The following is a 16,962-nucleotide window of genomic DNA, read 5'->3' on the forward strand; positions in this document are numbered from 1 at the left end:
TGCTGAGTATTTTGAAGGTAGCTTTGGAGCTTCTTTAGTGAAATAGTAGTAGCTAAGGACGGTTTATAAAAATCGTTATTTTAATTAAGTGCTTATAATAAATAGTTATTTATTATAAGAATAAAGGTGGTACCACGAGCTTTCGTCCTTTTTAGGATGAAAGCTCTTTTTATTTTATAAGAAATTATATAATTATAGGTTATTACATATTAGTAATAATTTAATTATAATAATAGGCTTATACTATATAAAAAATATTAGATAGAAACTTATTAAAGGAGGAGATTTTGATGTCAGATATAAAAAACATTGAGACAACATATAATCCAAAAGAATTTGAAGATAGAATTTATAAAACTTGGGAAGATAAAAAATATTTTACTCCAAAGGTAGATAAGAATAAAAAACCATATTCAATTATCATGCCTCCACCAAATATAACTGGTAAGTTACATTTAGGTCATGCACTTGATAATACACTTCAAGATATGCTTATAAGATTTAAGAGAATGCAAGGGTTTGAAACTCTATGGCTTCCAGGAGAAGATCATGCTTCAATAGCCACAGAAGTTAAGGTTGAAAATGAATTACTTAAGCAAGGTTTAAAGAAAAAAGAAATGGGAAGAGAAGCATTTCTTGAAAAAGTTTGGGAATGGACAGATGAATATAGAGATAGAATAAGAACTCAACTTAAAAAAATGGGTTGTTCAGCAGACTTTACTAGAGAAGCATTTACTATGGATGAGAACTTAAATAAAGCTGTTAAGCATGTATTTGTTAAGCTTTATAAAGAAGGTCTTATATACCAAGGTAATAGAATAACTAATTGGTGTCCTAAGTGTCAAACAGCTCTTTCAGATGCAGAAATTGAATATGAAGAAAAAGCAGGACATTTTTGGCATATAAATTATCCTCTTAAAAATGGAGAAGGATTTTTAGAAATAGCAACAACAAGACCAGAAACATTACTTGGAGATACAGCTGTTGCAGTTAATCCAAACGATGAAAGATTTAAACATCTTATTGGAGAAACTTTAATACTTCCTTTAGTAAATAGAGAAATTCCAATAGTTGCTGATGACTATGTAGATTTAGAATTTGGTACAGGTGCTGTAAAAATAACACCGGCTCATGATCCAAATGACTTTGAAGTTGGTAAAAGACATGGACTTCAAGAAATAAGAGTTATGGATGATAAGGGCTTCATAAATGAAAAGGGTGGAAAATATGAAGGTCTTGAAAGATATGAAGCTAGAAAAGCCATAGTTAAAGATTTAGAAGAACTTGGACTATTAGTTAAAATAAAAGATCATAATCATAATGTAGGAACACACGATAGATGTGGTACGGTAATAGAACCAATAATATCAAAACAATGGTATGTAAAGATGCAATCTTTAGCAGATCCAGCTATAGAAGTTGTTAAAAATGGAAAAACAAAGTTTGTTCCAGAAAGATTTGATAAAACATATTTTAACTGGATGGAAAATATACAAGATTGGTGTATTTCAAGACAATTATGGTGGGGACATAGAATACCTGTATGGTACTGTAATGATTGCGGACATATAAATGTAAGTGAATCAGAAGTAACAACATGTGAAGCTTGTAAAAGCCATAATTTAAATCAAGAAACAGATGTTTTAGATACTTGGTTTAGTTCAGCACTATGGCCTTTCTCAACACTTGGTTGGCCAGAAAGAACTGATGATTTAGAATATTTTTATCCAACTAATACATTAGTTACAGGATATGATATTATATTCTTCTGGGTTGCTAGAATGATATTTAGTGGAATACATAACATGGGAGAAACACCATTTGAAAATGTATTAATACACGGTATAATAAGAGATTCTGAAGGAAGAAAAATGAGTAAATCTTTAGGTAATGGAGTAGATCCACTTGAAGTTATTGATACTTATGGAGCGGACGCATTAAGATTTATGTTAGTTACTGGTAATGCACCAGGAAATGATATAAGATACTATCCTGAAAGAGTTGAATCAGCAAGAAATTTTGCAAATAAAATTTGGAATGCTTCAAGATTTGTAATGATGAACTTAGACAGAGAATTAATGGATAAGTACAAAGATTCAAAAGAATATAGTTTAGCAGATAGATGGATACTTTCAAATTTAAATACATTAGTTAAAGAAGTTACAGAAAACATGGATAAATTTGAACTTGGAATAGCTCTTCAAAAGATTTATGATTTTATGTGGAATGAATTCTGTGATTGGTATATAGAACTTGTAAAACCTGTATTATATGGTGATGATGAAAAAGCTAAAGGTATAGTTTATAATGTATTATTTAATGTTTTAGAATCAGGACTTAAATTACTTCATCCTGTAATGCCATTTATAACAGAAGAAATATTTACTCATTTAAATGATAAAGAAGAAACAATAACATTATCAGCTTGGCCAGAATATAGAGAAGAATTAAATGATAAAAAAGCAGAAGTTGATATGGCATTTATTATAGAAGCTATTAAAAATTTAAGAAACTTAAGAGCAGAAATGAATGTTAAACCTTCAAGAAAAGCAAATGTTATTTGTTATATATCAGATGAAGCTAAAGATGCATTTAAAAATGGAGCTGCTTATATTGAAAAGTTAGCATCAGCATCAAATGTTTCATTTATAGAAAGTAAAGATGAAGTTCCAGAAAATGCTGTATCATTAGTTGTTAAAGGTGGAGAATTATTTATGCCACTTCTTGACTTAGTTGATAGAGAAAAAGAACTTGAAAGATTAAATAAGGAACTTAAGAAGCTAGAAGGAGAAATCGAAAGAATAGATAAAAAACTTTCAAATCAAGGTTTTGTTGCTAAGGCTCCTGAAAAAGTAGTTCTTGGAGAGAAAGAGAAAAGAGAAAAGTATGTTGAAATGTTAGAGGCTGTTAAAGGCAGAATTGATACATTAAAATAATTTAATATTAGGCGTTGGTAAATTTATTTACCAACGCTTTTAAATAATGAGAGGATAAATACATATGGATAAATTGACAGAGCAAGAAAGTTTAAAATTTAAAGAAATAATGGAAAATGAAGATTTTTTTTTGTGGCGTGATCTTACAAAGACATATGAATTTGCAATACAAGAGATAAGTACAAAACTTAATATATTAAACGATGAATTTAAAATAATGCATGATTATAATCCAATAGAGCATATTAAAACTAGAATTAAAAAGCCTAAAAGTATAATTCAAAAGCTTATTAATAAAGGTATAGACCCTACAATTCAAAATGTAGAAAAATATTTAAAAGATATAGCTGGAGTTAGAGTTATATGTTCATTTACAGAGGATATATATAGAATTTTTGATATATTGACAAATCAAGATGATATAGAAGTGATTGAGGTTAAAGATTATATAAAAAATCCAAAAGAAAATGGATATAGAAGTTTACATGCTGTAATAACAATTCCTGTATTTTTATCAACTGGAACTAAGTATATGCCAGTTGAAATTCAAATAAGAACTATAGCAATGGATTTTTGGGCAAGCTTAGAACATAAAATGTATTATAAATATAAAAATAAGAATCTTGAAAAAATATCTTTTGATTTAAAAGAATGTGCGGATATGATATATCTTTTAGATGAGAAGATGGAAAATATAAAAAATGAAATAAGTAAATTAGAAAAATAAAAAAAGGCTTTAAGCCTTTTTTTATTTTTTAGCTACATCGCATTTACCATGATCTATAGCCTTTAAGTCAACTTCACCAAACATAGCTTTAGAGAAATTATCTCCGAAGTTTATTGCTTCTTGAATTTGTTCTTCTGAAGCTCTGAATTTAACTTTTAAACCTGGATTTACTAATTTCATTTTTAATTCTTCTAATCTGTGTTCTATTCTTGGAACAGCTTCTCCACTCCAACCGTATGATCCAAAGGCACCAGCAAATTTACCACCATGAATTATAGGGTTTAAATTTGCAAGTAACATTCTAATTGGTGGAAGTAATTCATTTACTATAGTTGGTGAACCAAATAATATACCATCTGATTCTTCGATGTTTTTAAGGATTTCTCCTGTTTCATGTTCTATAACATCAAACATTTTAACTTCTACATTATGATCCTTTTTAATACCTTCAGCTATATGTTCTGCTAACTCTTTAGTATATCCATATGCAGAAACATAACAAATAGTAACTTTTTTATCTCCTGTTATATCATGTTTTACTGGAGTACTCCATTCTTTATATGCTTCTACTATAGCCCATGGATTATCTCTAAGTACAGGTCCGTGTCCAGGACAAATTATATCAATATCTAAATCTTTTATTTTATTGATAGCTTTTAATACAAATGGTTTAAAAGGTCCTAAAATACAATCATAATAATAGATTAGAGCTTTGTTATAATCTTCTTTACTTGGAATTAAGTCATTAAAGATTTCTTCACATGAGTAATGACTTCCAAATGAGTCACAAGTCATTAAAACTTTGTCTTCAACTACATAAGTATACATTGAATCAGGCCAATGTAAAAATGGTGCAGAAATGAATTTTAATGTTTTATTTCCAAGAGATAAAGTATCGCCATCTTTAGCAACTATATACTCAAAATCTCTATTTATAATTTCTTTTAAGAAATTAATTGCTTGCATTGAACCAACAACTTTAGCATGTGGAGCAAGGTCAAGTATTTTACCAACTGATCCAGCATGATCAGGTTCTGTGTGATCAACTATTATATAGTCTATATCAGATGGTTTTATATCTAAAGTTTCAAGTGTTTTTAAATATTCATCAAAACATTTTTCTTTTACAGTTTCAAATAAAGCAACTTTTTCGCTTCCCTTAACAACATATGAATTATAAGTTGTTCCATATGGAGTATACATAATAATATCAAATACTCTTAAATTTGGATCTAATGCACCTACCCAGTGGATATCTTTTTTAATCTCAACATTTTTCATTTTGAACACCTCTTACTAATAATACTTTTTATTAAATAATAAATATTAATCCGACTAATTTTATGATAGCAAAAAAACAATTTATTGTAAATGATAAATTGTCATTTATTAGATAAATTTAGAAAAATATAATATAATTATATTATAAGCTTTTAATGATAAAATATTTGTATTTAAAATATTAATAGTGTTAAATTATAATTAATAGAAAAGATTAATAGGAGAAAATGTATGAACTATAAAGAAGCAATGGAATACATAAAAGAGGTTGGTAATTTTGGTTCAAATTATGGACTTGAAAGAACTGAGAGGATTTTAGAGTTACTTGGTAATCCACATAAAAAAATTAAATGTATACATATAGCAGGAACAAATGGAAAAGGGTCTACTACAGCTATTCTTAATTCTATCTTAATTGAAGAAGGATTTAGAGTAGGTATGTATACATCTCCATTTTTAGAAGAGTTCGAAGAAAGAATTCAAATAAATAAAAAGAATATAAAAAAAGATGAGTTAGCATCTACAATAGAAATTATAAAAAAAGCAGTGGATAAAGTTATTGAAGAGGGATATAGTCATCCAACAGAATTTGAAATAATAACTTGTTTAATGTTTGAATATTTTTATAAAAATAAGGTTGATTATGCATTAATAGAAGTTGGACTTGGAGGTAGACTTGATTCTACTAATGTAATAAATCCAGTTTTAACTATTATAACTTCAATAGGACTAGACCATATGAATTTGTTGGGTAATACAATTGAAGAGATAGCAAGAGAAAAAGGCGGAATAATAAAGCCTAATGTTCCTTTAATATTATACCCACAAAAAAAATCTGTTAAAGAAGAACTTTTAAGTATAGCAAAAGAAAAAAAATCAAAAGTTTATATAGTGGATGAAAAAGATGCTAAATTAATAAATATAAATAAAAAAGAGTTTTATCAAGAAATTGAAATTAAAGGATTTTTTAAAAAATATAAAGTAGAACTTAGACTTTTAGGAAAGCATCAAATACTAAATTGTCAAGTAGCTATAAATGCAGTTGAAGTTTTATCTAAAATAGAAGGATTTAATATTAAAAATATTGAAAAAGGAATATCTAATGCTAAATGGATAGGAAGATTAGAAGTATTAAAAGAAAAACCACTTGTAGTAATAGATGGGGCTCATAATATACAAGGGATAAAAATGCTTAAAAATAATATATTAGAATATTTCAATTATAATAATATGTATTTATTAATTGGAATTTTAAGCGATAAACAAGTGGATGATATGATAAATGAGATAGTTCCTTTAAGTAAAAAGGTAATTGCATTAACACCACATAGTGATAGAGCTGAACTTGCAAGTGAATTGAAGTTACATATAGAAAAGGTAAATAAAAATGTTTTAAGCTTTGAAAATTATGAAGATGGATTAGAAGAAGTATTAAAAGATGCTAAAGATGATGATTTAGTTTTAGTTACAGGTTCTCTTTATATGATAGGAGATATTAGAAAAATAATAAATAAAAAAAAGTAAGCTAATTTTAGCTTACTTTTTATTTTTATATTCTTTTAATGCCTTTGATAGTTGATCAGGACATGAAGTATCTTTAGTTCCACATTTTATGCCTTCAAGCTTTGATATGGCATCATTTATGTTCATACCTTCTACTAATTTAGATATTCCAAAAAGATTTCCAGGACATCCTCTAACGAATTCAACAGACTTTATTATATCATTACAAACGTCAATGTGTATTTCAGTTGAACAAACCCCAGATGTTTTATAAGTGTACATTAAACCTACCTCCAATTATAAAGTGTACAAGTATATTATATTTGGAATTTATAAAGAAATAAAGTATAATTTGTCGCTAATTCAATAAATAATTCATATTATATAGAGGTAAGTCTTTTAAAGGAGGTGTTAACAATAAATAATATATATGTTTGCAATACTGTAGATGATTGTATTAAAAAACTAAATATAGATAATTTTAAACTGGATACTTTGCAATTGAAAAGGTTTGAAAAAAAATCTATAAGACCTATATCTATAGATATAAGAGAAGATAAATGTATAGTAGTAAATAATTTTGATGGGACTATATCAAACATTGATATTAAAAGTTTTACTGAATGCAATAGGCAATATATATGCCCAAGCCCTAGAGATGTGAAAATATATGAAGAATATGCTTATATATGTAGTGATGAAGCGAATTCTATAATAATTTATAATATAATGAAAAATAGTATAGAAATGCAATTAAAAACTGGAATAGCACCAAATAGTATTGTATTATGTGAAGATACAAAAATGCTATTTTGTTCTAATTTACTAGAAGATACTATATCAATTATAGATTTAAATAACAATGGAGTTTTAGGGGAAGTAAAAGTTGGAAAATATCCAATAAAAGTAAAATTATCTGGAGATAAAAAATTTATATATGTATGTGAAAGTAATTTTGATGAAGATAGTAAAGGATATATAAGTATTTACTCTTTAAATAATTTTAATTTAGAAAAACGAATAACTACTGGAAAGACACCAATTGATATGTATGAAGATAAGGGATTATTGTATGTTGCAGACTTTGAAGGGGGGAGTATAAACTTAATAAACATAAGAGAAGGAAAGGAAGAAGGAAGGTTATTTTTAGGTGGGATGCCAAATGGAGTATTAAAGCATGAAGAAAAAATATATGTTACAGATTACTTTAATGGGAATTTATATCAAATTGATGAAAAGTTTGAAAAAATAAAAATCATTGCAATAGGTAATGAACCTAATGCAATGATCATAGTTTAATTTAAATCGTCAAAAAGTAAATTTATGATTTGATTATAAATTTCAGAAGGATTTTCCTGCCACTTGTTACAAAGATAAGTGGCTTGTTTTTTTGTTGGAACTTGTAGTTTCAATTCTATTAATGGAGAATCATCTTCTAATGCTTTAATATCTACAATAAAGCTATCATTTGGACCAATTGTATAATCGCTATGTATAGTTAATTCTTTTTTTATTAAATCTATATGTGACTTAATATATTCATTTATAAGTGATATCTTTGAGGGAGATATTCTATCTTGGAAAAATGAAAGAACTCCTTCTCCTTTATCGGTAACTTTTAATAATTTTTTATCCATTACTTCAGCATACTCTATAAAATTTGCTTCGTTAAGTTCTGTTACGTATTGTTGAAGAGTAAAATAGTTAATAAAGCTATTTTCAAGCACTATTTCTGTAAGTTGAGTATTAGAAATAGGATGTTTTAATGATTTTAAAATATATAAAAGCAATAATTTATTTTCTGCTAATTCTAATGAATTTTCTTCGTACATAATTAAGCCTCCATCTATCTAGATATATTTTTAATTATAGCATAAATTTTTGAATAATGAATATAGTGACAATAAATAAAATATAAATGATATATAATAATAAGTAAAAGAGAGGATTAATGAAAAACAAGAAAAATATTTTTATATTAATAGTAATTATAATTTTAATTAGTATTACTACTTTTTTAAGATTTCAAAAAATCGCCTTAGAAACAATAGGAAATGAAAATAAATTACCTATACATTCTGTAGAAACTAAAAATAAAGAAATAGCATTAACATTTGATATAAATTGGGCTGAGAAAGATTATTTGCCTGATATATTAAATTTATTAGAAAAGTATAATGTTAAGGCTACATTTTTTATAATAGGTAAATGGGTTAATTATACAGATGAAAATTTGAAAAATTTAAAACTTATAAATGAAAAAGGTCATGATATAGGTAACCATAGTTATATACATCCAAATTTTTCAGGGCTTAGTGATGAACTTATAGAAAAAGAGATAGTTAGAACTGAAAAAATAATATATGATGCTATAGGAGTAAAGACAAATTTATTTAGATTTCCAAGTGGAGATTACTCAAATAATGCAATAAAAAAGGTAGAAAGTATGGGATATATACCAATACAATGGAATGTAGATTCTGTTGATTGGAGAGAAGATGGAAAAGATAAAGAATATAAAAGGGTTAAAGATAAAGTTAAAGAGGGGTCAATAGTTCTTTATCACAATAATGCAAAATATACTGTTGATAATGTTGAAAGATTAATAAAAGAACTTAAAAACGAAGGATATTCTTTTAAAAAAGTTAGTGAAATGGTTGAAAAAGAAAATTATTATATAGATTCTGAAGGTATACAGCATAAAAAATAATAAATTATATTGAAAATTGAATAAATTATGTATTATAATGGAAATGTACTAGTGTGGGGTCATTAAAATTTATAAAATACTTAATTACAAAGGGAGAGAGGGGTTACAATGGATAATTTAATGTTAAACAACAAAATTTATCTTGAAGGAAAGGTAGTTTCAGAATTAGAGTATAGTCACGAAATGTATGGGGAAGGATTTTATACTTTTAATCTAGAAGTTCAAAGGTTAAGTGATTCAACAGACTTACTTAATATAACGATTTCAGAAAGATTATTAGCTGATTTTGATGTGAGTTTAGGAAGAGACGTTATAGTGGAAGGACAATTAAGATCATATAATAAGTTTGTAGATGGATCTAATAAACTTATACTTACTGTATTTGCTAGAAATATTGAACCTTGTATAGAAAGAAGTAAAAATCCAAATGAAATATATTTAGATGGTTTTATATGTAAAGAACCAGTATATAGAACTACACCATTTGGAAGAGAAATAGCAGATGTTTTATTAGCTGTTAATAGAGCATATAATAAATCAGATTATATTCCAACAATTGCATGGGGAAGAAATTCAAGATTTTGTAAAGCTTTAGAAGTTGGAGATAATATTAAAGTATGGGGTAGATTACAAAGTAGAGAATATCAAAAGAAAGTATCAGAAACAGAAGTAATAAAGAAGATTGCGTATGAAGTTTCTATTTCAAAAATGGAAAGAGTAAAAAAAGATGAGGTTTGTGAGCACGAAGAAGGTGCTGTTTAATATTGAAAAAAAGGTATTTGAAATTTCAAATACCTTTTTTATTATTTTCTTAAGTCATCAAGAAGTTGAGTTTTATCTTTTGTTTTATCATCAACTGATTTTATAATTTTAGCTGGAGAACCTGCAACTACAACTCCATCTGGAACATCTTCAGTAACAACAGAACCTGCTGCAACAACAGAACCTTTACCAATTTTTACTCCTTCTAGAATTACAGCATTTGCTCCAACTAAGGCATTATCTCCAATTTCACATGGTGATTTGCTAGGTGGTTCTAAAACTCCTGCAACAACAGCTCCTGCACCTAAATGAACATTATTTCCAAGTTTTCCACGAGCACCTATTACAGCATTCATATCAACCATTGTTCCTTCGCCAATTTCAGCTCCTATATTAATAACAGCTCCCATCATAACAACAGCATTCTTACCTATTTTAACTCTATCACGAATTATAGCACCTGGTTCTATTCTAGCTTCTACTTCAAGAAGATCAAGCATTGGAATTGCTGAGTTTCTTCTATCATTTTCTACTCTAAAATGTTTAATTAAATGTTTGTTATCTAAAACAACTTTTAATATTGAATCAGATTCACCTGCTAATATGTAAAATCCATTAGCACCGTACCATTCTATATTTTCTAAGTTTGCTTCACTTAAGTCACCATTTATATAAACTTTAACAGGTGTTGATTTTTTAGATTCTTTTATAAATCTAGCTATTTCATATGGATCAGTTAAATTGTATTCCATAATATCATCCTTTCTACTTAGTTACTATTATTTATAAATAACAAATTAATTATAATAAAAAAAGTTTAATAATAAAAGGGTTTAAAGTAAAAAAAAGAGTAATATTTGCTAGTATTAAAAGTTTAATGTAAAATATTTTTAATAAGGAGATGATAAGTTTGAAACTAAATGAAGGATTTGTTCAGATATATACAGGAGATGGAAAAGGAAAAACTACAGCAGCAATAGGTCAAGGGATTAGAGCTTATGGAAATGGTCTTAAAGTTATTATGGTTCAATTTTTAAAAAGTGGGGAGACTGGTGAGCTTCAAACTATAAAAGAACTTGGAGAAAATTTTGAAATTTTTAGATTTGAAAAAAGAAGAGGGTTCGTTTGGACATTAAGTGAAGAAGAAAAAGAAGAGGTGAAAAAGGAAGTTAAGGCCTCATATGACTTCGTTTTGAGTCTTTTAGAAGATGATAGATGTGATGTTCTTATTATAGATGAGATAATGGGAGTGTTAAAAAATAAATTTTTAACTACTGAAGATGTTATAAATATAATAGATAAAAAACCAAAACATGTAGAAATAATAATGACTGGCAGAAACGTTCCAGAAGAAATAGTAAAGAAAGCAGATTTAGTAACTGAAATGAAAGCAATTAAACATTATTATCAAAAAGGAGTTCCAGCAAGGAAGGGGATAGAATTTTAATGAATAGTAGGGTTTTAGATATTGAAATATCAGGAATAAGAAAATTTTACAATAAAGTAAGAAAGGTTAATGGGGCTATATCATTAACTCTTGGCCAACCAGATTTTAATACACCTAAAGTGGTTAAGGATGGAATAAAAAAAGCAATAGATGAAAATAAAACTGTATATACTGAAAATGCAGGAATAAAAGAACTAAGAGAAGAAATATCAAAGTATTTAAAAAGCTTAAATATTAGATATGATAGTAAAGATATTTGTATTACTGTTGGTGGTAGTGAAGCGATATTTGATTGCTTTATGGCTCTTTTAAATGAAGGTGATGGGGTATTAATACCGAATCCTGCATATCCAGCTTATGAAAGTATTGTAAAAATGATTGGTGGAAAGATTAATAATTATAGCTTAGACAAAAATTTTAATATTGATATAGATGATTTAATAAATAGATATAAAGAAACAAAAAGTAAATATTTGGTATTATCTTTTCCAACAAATCCAACGGGAGCTATTTTAAGTAAAGAATTAAGAGATAAGTTAGTAGATTTTATAAAAAAAGAGGATATTATAGTAATTACAGATGAAATATATGCTTCAATAATATATGATACATATTATTCAGTAGCACAAGATGATTCTATCTTAGATAAAATAATATATATAAGTGGATTTTCAAAAATGTTTGCAGCAACTGGACTTAGAATAGGTTATATAGCTTGTAAGGAAAAGATTATGAATGAAATAATGAAAGTTCATCAATATGGTGTATCATGTGCTCCATCTATAGTACAATATGGAATGGTTGAAGGATTAAAATATGGATTTAATGATGTTATATTCATGAAAAATGAATTTTTAAAAAGAAAAAATTATGTAGTTAATAGATTGAAGAAAATGGGAATTGAAGTTAATAATCCAAAAGGAGCTTTTTATGTATTTCCATCTATAAAAAAATTTAATTTAACTTCAGAGGAATTTTGTGATAGACTTTTAGAAAAAGAAAAAGTTGCCTGTGTACCTGGGACTGCTTTTGGCAATAACGGTGAAGGTTATATTAGAATATCATATTGTTATTCAATTAAAGAGTTAGAAATTGCGCTTAATAAAATAGAAAACTTTATAAAAAGTATTTAGTATATAAAATTAATAAAAATACGTTTGTTATACAAAAATAACAAACGTATTTTTTATTTTGTAAAAATTAAAATGAAAGAAGATGTAAATATTAATTCAAAAAATAAATTTTATATGTAATTTAGATAAGTTTATTGGTGAAAAAATAAAAGTTTAAAAAGATAAACTTTCAAAATGTATATTTACTACGAACAAAAATGCAAATGTGTATTTGAAAATGAATATATTAAAATAAAAAATATTTTTACAAAATTTGTAATAAATATAGCGAAATGAAAATGAATTGAAATTCAAAAAATATTTACAAAATAGCCATATAAGTTATAGTAAACGTATTCAAAAATAATAATATCAATTAACTAAATAATAATAAAATTGGATTATCTTTAATGAATTAATAATAAAATACTATAAAAATTGTTATAATAAATTGACAAAACGACTATATATAATATAATTATTAATAACAGATAGATGTATATTTATTACAAAAATGGAATGGAGGGGGTAAAATGCTAAAGTACATAGGAAAAAGAGTTTTTACTAGTATTTTAACAATATGGGCAGTTGTTACTATAACATTCTTTTTGGTAAGAGCAATGCCAGGAGGACCGTTTGATGGTGAAAAAGTAACACCTGAAATGAAAGTTATATTAAATGAAAAATATGGATTAGACAAGCCTTTAAGCGAACAATATGGGATTTACATGAAAAATTTATTAAAAGGTGATTTAGGAGAATCAATGCAATTTAGAGGAAGAGAAGTAAAAGAAACAATAGAATATTCTTTTCCAAAATCTGCGAGACTTGGAATTGTTGCTGTAGTATTTTCCTTAGCAATTGGAACTCTACTTGGTGTAGTATCAGCATTAAAATCGGGAAAATGGCCAGATAAGGTATGTATGTTTATATCTACTTTAGGTATAACAGTACCAAGCTTTGTAATAGGAGCAGTACTTATTTATTTCTTTACAGTTGAGTGGAAGCTATTACCTGCTGTTGGGTTAAAAGGGCCAAGCTCTTATATTATGCCAGTTATTGCATTAGCAGGAAGTTCAATGGCATTTATAACAAGACTTACAAGAAGTAAACTTATTGATGTATTAAAATCAGATTATATAAGGACAGCTAAAGCTAAAGGTTTAAGTAGTAAAGTTGTTATATTTAAACATGCTTTAAGAAATTCACTTATTCCTGTTGTAACATATTTAGGACCACTTATAGCATCAATTTTAACTGGATCATTTGTTGTAGAAAAAATATTTGTTATACCAGGTCTTGGAAATGAATTTGTATCAACTATAACAAATAGAGATTATACTGCATTGCTTGGAGTTGTAGTATTCTTTTGTACATTAATTGTAGTATGCAATTTGTTAGTTGATATATTATACGTAATTATAGATCCAAGAATAAAACTAGATGATGTTGAAGGATAAAGGAGGCATAGTATATGGAAAATTTAGAATTTGATAAAAGTATGTTTGCTCCTGTATCACAAGAGGAAAAAACTTTTGAGAAAAATATAAGACCAAGTGTTGGATATTGGAGTGATGCTTGGAGAAGATTAAAAGCAAATAAAGTGGCATTAATATCTTTAATAATTATAATTGTTTTAGTTATCCTTGCTATAGTAGTACCTATAGTGTCTCCTTTTAAATACGATGCACAAAATCTAAAATTAAAAGATTTAGGACCTAATGCAACAAATTTTTTTGGTACAGATAAGCTTGGAAGAGATTTGTTTGTACGAGTTATGATGGGTGCTAGATACTCATTAATTATTGGAGGAGCAGCAGCTGTTATAAATCTTTTTATTGGAGTTATATATGGAGGAGTATCTGGATTTTTTGGTGGGAAAATTGACAATATAATGATGAGAATAGTTGATTGTCTTTATTCAATTCCAACAACTATATATGTTGTTATTATAATGGCTGTATTAAAGGATACTACATTTGATAAAACCGGAATACTTAGTATTATATTGGCTCTTTCTATTTCTTATTGGGTTGGTATGGCAAGAATAGTAAGAGGAGATATTCTTCAATTAAAACAACAAGAATTTGTTCTTGCTGCCAAAACATTAGGGGCATCTAAAAAGAGAATATTATTTAGGCACTTAATACCAAATTGTATGGGTTCAATAATAGTAACTATGACGCTTTTAATTCCTCAGGCAATTTTTACAGAGGCGTTTTTAAGCTTCATAGGATTAGGGCTTAATGCACCTCTTGCATCTCTTGGAACTTTATGTAATGATGCAATGCCTGCTATATATACAAATCCATATCAATTATTTTTCCCAGCAGCAATGATATGTTTAATAATACTTTCATTTAATATGCTAGGGGATGGATTAACAGAAGCGTTAGATCCAAAGCATCAAAGATAATAGGAGGGGTAATTATGAGTAAATTATTAGAAGTTAAAAATCTTAAAACCTCCTTTAATACGCATTTAGGAGATGTAAAAGCAGTAAGAGGAATTTCTTTTTATGTTGATAAAGGAGAAGCAATAGGAATAGTTGGTGAATCAGGATGTGGAAAATCTGTTTCAATGATGTCAATTATGAAATTATTATCAGAAAATGCAAATATAGAATGTGATGAAATATTATTTGATGGAGAAGATATAAGTAAATATAAGGAAAAGGAAATGGAGAAAATAAGAGGGAATAAGATGGGGATGATATTTCAAGATCCTATGACATCTTTAAATCCTTTGTATACAATAGGGACTCAACTTACTGAACATTTGATGAAGCATAAAGGTTTATCAAAAAAAGAGGCATATAAAAAAGGTATAGAGATGCTAGATTTAGTTGGAATTCCAAGTCCTGAAAGTAGGATGAAACAATACCCTCATGAATTTTCAGGTGGTATGAGACAAAGAGCTATGATTGCAATAAGTCTTATATGTGAACCAAATCTTATAATAGCTGATGAACCTACAACAGCATTAGATGTTACTATTCAAGCTCAAATATTAGATCTTATGAAAAATTTAAAGGAAAAGCTAAATACATCAATAATTCTTATAACTCATGATTTAGGTGTTGTTGCAGACCTTTGTTCAAGAATAAATGTAATGTATGGTGGAATAATAGTTGAAACAGGAAGTGCAGAGGATATTTTTTATAGAAGTAAGCATCCTTATACTTGGGGATTATTAAATAGTGTTCCTAATCCATTAAGTAAGCTTAGAGAAAAGTTAATTCCTATAGAAGGACAACCACCTGACCTTTTAAAACCACCAACAGGATGTCCCTTCGCAGAAAGATGTAAATATGCAATGAAAATTTGCTTGGATAAGCAACCACCATTGTTTGAATTGGAAAATGGACATAATTCAGCATGTTGGTTATGTCACGAAAATGCTCCTAAAGTTACATCAGAAACGGAGGTTAAGCAAAATGGAAAAAAATAATGAAGTTATTTTAGAAGTTAAAAATCTTTGTAAATACTTTCAAGCTAATAAAGGAATTTTTTCAAAAAAGAGTTATGTTAAAGCAGTTGATAATGTTTCTTTTTCTATAAAAAGAGGAGAAACTTTAGGTCTTGTTGGAGAGTCAGGATGTGGAAAGACTACAACAGGCAGAACTATATTGAAGTTATATGAACCAACAAGTGGAAATGTAATTTTTAATGGTGAAGATATAACAAATAAATCTGAAAAAGAAATGATTCCTTTAAGAAGGAAGATGCAAATGATATTTCAAGACCCATATGCATCATTAAATCCAAGAATGACAGTTGGAGATATAATTGGTGAGGCAATTGATATTCATGGATTATATAAAGGTAAAGAGAGAGAAGATAGAATAAGATATTTACTTGATAAAGTTGGGCTCAATGGAAGTCATATAAATAGATATGCACATGAATTTTCAGGTGGGCAAAGACAGAGAATCGGTATTGCAAGAGCTCTTGCTGTAGAACCAGAATTTATAGTTTGTGATGAGCCAATATCGGCGTTAGATGTTTCTATTCAAGCACAAGTTATAAATATGCTAGAAGAGCTTCAAGAAGAGCTTGGGCTTACTTATTTATTTATTGCTCATGATTTATCAATGGTTAAGCATATATCAACGCATATAGGAGTAATGTATTTAGGGCAAATGGTTGAAAAAGGACCTAGTGATGATGTGTATTTAAGACCGAAGCATCCATATACTAAAGCACTTTTATCAGCTGTACCTATACCAGATCCTAAATTGGCTAAAGAGAATAATAGAATAGTATTATCAGGAGATATACCATCTCCTATAGATCCAAAACCGGGATGTAGATTTTGTGGAAGATGTATGTATGCTATGGATATATGTAGTGAAGTAGAGCCGGTTCTTAAAGAAGTCGAAAAAGGGCATTTTGTTTCTTGTCACTTATTTAATGAATAATAATATAATAATTAAGGTAATTTATTATCTAATTGATAATTTAATTATAACTATATAAAAAGGG

The 16,962-nt window shown here is 27.4% G+C and carries 16 protein-coding genes and 1 other annotated feature (1 of these 17 only partly in view); of the genes, 12 read left to right on the top strand and 4 right to left on the bottom strand.

Annotation, left to right across the window (positions count from 1 at the left end):
* Positions 1–153: a binding site (T-box leader), on the top strand; it begins 72 nt to the left of the window's first position.
* Between the two features lie 137 nt (positions 154–290).
* Together O212_RS0109900 and O212_RS0109905 are read left to right on the top strand one after the other, a co-directional pair.
* Complete coding sequence (locus O212_RS0109900) at positions 291–2,936, top strand: valine--tRNA ligase (RefSeq protein WP_024614954.1); 2,646 nt, start codon at positions 291–293, stop codon at positions 2,934–2,936.
* A 64-nt stretch (positions 2,937–3,000) separates the two neighbouring features.
* Positions 3,001–3,663 (top strand): GTP pyrophosphokinase family protein, encoded by a 663-nt coding sequence (locus O212_RS0109905; RefSeq protein ID WP_051373006.1) that lies wholly within the window; start codon positions 3,001–3,003, stop codon positions 3,661–3,663.
* 21 nt (positions 3,664–3,684) lie between these two features.
* On the opposite strand, the gene O212_RS0109910 is transcribed toward O212_RS0109905, so the two are convergent.
* On the bottom strand, positions 3,685–4,944 hold the full coding sequence (locus O212_RS0109910) for an FprA family A-type flavoprotein (protein WP_051373007.1): 1,260 nt from the start codon (positions 4,942–4,944) through the stop codon (positions 3,685–3,687).
* A 231-nt stretch (positions 4,945–5,175) separates the two neighbouring features.
* On the opposite strand from O212_RS0109910, the gene O212_RS0109915 reads away from it, so the two are divergent.
* Positions 5,176–6,468 (top strand): folylpolyglutamate synthase/dihydrofolate synthase family protein, encoded by a 1,293-nt coding sequence (locus tag O212_RS0109915; protein ID WP_024614955.1) that lies wholly within the window; start codon positions 5,176–5,178, stop codon positions 6,466–6,468.
* A gap of 12 nt (positions 6,469–6,480) precedes the next feature.
* Here O212_RS0109915 and O212_RS0109920 read toward each other — a convergent pair whose 3' ends face one another.
* Positions 6,481–6,729: a TIGR03905 family TSCPD domain-containing protein gene (locus O212_RS0109920; protein WP_024614956.1), complete on the bottom strand. Its 249-nt coding sequence runs from the start codon at positions 6,727–6,729 to the stop codon at positions 6,481–6,483.
* A gap of 219 nt (positions 6,730–6,948) precedes the next feature.
* Between O212_RS0109920 and O212_RS0109925 the strand changes: the two genes are divergently transcribed.
* Positions 6,949–7,746: a YncE family protein gene (locus O212_RS0109925; protein WP_152524864.1), complete on the top strand. Its 798-nt coding sequence runs from the start codon at positions 6,949–6,951 to the stop codon at positions 7,744–7,746.
* Here the strand turns inward: O212_RS0109925 and O212_RS0109930 are convergent.
* Positions 7,743–8,279 (bottom strand): DUF4364 family protein, encoded by a 537-nt coding sequence (locus O212_RS0109930; RefSeq protein ID WP_024614958.1) that lies wholly within the window; start codon positions 8,277–8,279, stop codon positions 7,743–7,745. The two genes, O212_RS0109925 and O212_RS0109930, sit on opposite strands and share 4 nt — an antisense overlap.
* Before the next feature lie 119 nt (positions 8,280–8,398).
* Here O212_RS0109930 and O212_RS0109935 point away from each other — a divergent pair, with 119 nt between their 5' ends.
* Positions 8,399–9,157, top strand: a complete 759-nt coding sequence (locus O212_RS0109935; RefSeq protein WP_024614959.1) for a polysaccharide deacetylase family protein — start codon at positions 8,399–8,401, stop codon at positions 9,155–9,157.
* Between the two features lie 108 nt (positions 9,158–9,265).
* On the top strand, positions 9,266–9,919 hold the full coding sequence (locus O212_RS0109940) for a single-stranded DNA-binding protein (protein WP_024614960.1): 654 nt from the start codon (positions 9,266–9,268) through the stop codon (positions 9,917–9,919).
* 41 nt (positions 9,920–9,960) lie between these two features.
* Here the strand turns inward: O212_RS0109940 and dapD are convergent, their stop codons facing one another.
* Positions 9,961–10,671 (bottom strand): 2,3,4,5-tetrahydropyridine-2,6-dicarboxylate N-acetyltransferase, encoded by a 711-nt coding sequence (dapD, locus tag O212_RS0109945; RefSeq protein WP_024614961.1) that lies wholly within the window; start codon positions 10,669–10,671, stop codon positions 9,961–9,963.
* A 149-nt stretch (positions 10,672–10,820) separates the two neighbouring features.
* Here dapD and O212_RS0109950 point away from each other — a divergent pair, with 149 nt between their 5' ends.
* The 6 genes from O212_RS0109950 (at position 10,821) to O212_RS0109975 (ending at position 16,898) form a co-directional block, all read left to right on the top strand.
* Positions 10,821–11,366: a cob(I)yrinic acid a,c-diamide adenosyltransferase gene (locus tag O212_RS0109950; protein WP_029699304.1), complete on the top strand. Its 546-nt coding sequence runs from the start codon at positions 10,821–10,823 to the stop codon at positions 11,364–11,366.
* The gene (locus tag O212_RS0109955; protein ID WP_024614963.1) at positions 11,366–12,499 is read left to right on the top strand and encodes an aminotransferase class I/II-fold pyridoxal phosphate-dependent enzyme; all 1,134 of its coding nucleotides are present in this window, start codon (positions 11,366–11,368) and stop codon (positions 12,497–12,499) included. Before O212_RS0109950 ends, O212_RS0109955 begins: the two co-directional genes overlap by 1 nt.
* 512 nt (positions 12,500–13,011) lie before the next feature.
* A complete protein-coding gene (locus O212_RS0109960) occupies positions 13,012–13,938 on the top strand; it encodes an ABC transporter permease (protein WP_024614964.1) in 927 nt (308 codons plus the stop codon).
* Positions 13,939–13,952: 14 nt separating this feature from the next.
* Positions 13,953–14,894, top strand: a complete 942-nt coding sequence (locus tag O212_RS0109965) for an ABC transporter permease (RefSeq protein WP_024614965.1) — start codon at positions 13,953–13,955, stop codon at positions 14,892–14,894.
* 14 nt (positions 14,895–14,908) lie between these two features.
* On the top strand, positions 14,909–15,928 hold the full coding sequence (locus O212_RS0109970) for an ABC transporter ATP-binding protein (RefSeq protein ID WP_024614966.1): 1,020 nt from the start codon (positions 14,909–14,911) through the stop codon (positions 15,926–15,928).
* Positions 15,915–16,898, top strand: a complete 984-nt coding sequence (locus O212_RS0109975; protein WP_024614967.1) for a dipeptide ABC transporter ATP-binding protein — start codon at positions 15,915–15,917, stop codon at positions 16,896–16,898. The genes O212_RS0109970 and O212_RS0109975 overlap by 14 nt, the downstream gene beginning before the upstream one ends.
* Positions 16,899–16,962: the final 64 nt, after the last annotated feature.

It is taken from the genome of Clostridium sp. Ade.TY (assembly GCF_000498355.1).
In the GTDB taxonomy this organism is placed as follows: Bacteria; Bacillota; Clostridia; order Clostridiales; family Clostridiaceae; genus Clostridium.

Bases quoted from the DNA above. Each gene is read 5' to 3' on its own strand.
- O212_RS0109955 (WP_024614963.1), top strand. From the start codon at position 11,366: ATGAATAGTAGGGTTTTAGATATTGAAATATCAGGAATAAGAAAATTT.
- O212_RS0109950 (WP_029699304.1), top strand. From the start codon at position 10,821: ATGATAAGTTTGAAACTAAATGAAGGATTTGTTCAGATATATACAGGA.
- O212_RS0109930 (WP_024614958.1), bottom strand. From the start codon at position 8,279: ATGTACGAAGAAAATTCATTAGAATTAGCAGAAAATAAATTATTGCTT.
- O212_RS0109940 (WP_024614960.1), top strand. From the start codon at position 9,266: ATGGATAATTTAATGTTAAACAACAAAATTTATCTTGAAGGAAAGGTA.
- O212_RS0109960 (WP_024614964.1), top strand. From the start codon at position 13,012: ATGCTAAAGTACATAGGAAAAAGAGTTTTTACTAGTATTTTAACAATA.
- O212_RS0109970 (WP_024614966.1), top strand. From the start codon at position 14,909: ATGAGTAAATTATTAGAAGTTAAAAATCTTAAAACCTCCTTTAATACG.
- O212_RS0109905 (WP_051373006.1), top strand. From the start codon at position 3,001: ATGGATAAATTGACAGAGCAAGAAAGTTTAAAATTTAAAGAAATAATG.
- dapD (WP_024614961.1), bottom strand. From the start codon at position 10,671: ATGGAATACAATTTAACTGATCCATATGAAATAGCTAGATTTATAAAA.
- O212_RS0109910 (WP_051373007.1), bottom strand. From the start codon at position 4,944: ATGAAAAATGTTGAGATTAAAAAAGATATCCACTGGGTAGGTGCATTA.
- O212_RS0109915 (WP_024614955.1), top strand. From the start codon at position 5,176: ATGAACTATAAAGAAGCAATGGAATACATAAAAGAGGTTGGTAATTTT.
- O212_RS0109900 (WP_024614954.1), top strand. From the start codon at position 291: ATGTCAGATATAAAAAACATTGAGACAACATATAATCCAAAAGAATTT.
- O212_RS0109935 (WP_024614959.1), top strand. From the start codon at position 8,399: ATGAAAAACAAGAAAAATATTTTTATATTAATAGTAATTATAATTTTA.
- O212_RS0109920 (WP_024614956.1), bottom strand. From the start codon at position 6,729: ATGTACACTTATAAAACATCTGGGGTTTGTTCAACTGAAATACACATT.
- O212_RS0109975 (WP_024614967.1), top strand. From the start codon at position 15,915: ATGGAAAAAAATAATGAAGTTATTTTAGAAGTTAAAAATCTTTGTAAA.
- O212_RS0109965 (WP_024614965.1), top strand. From the start codon at position 13,953: ATGGAAAATTTAGAATTTGATAAAAGTATGTTTGCTCCTGTATCACAA.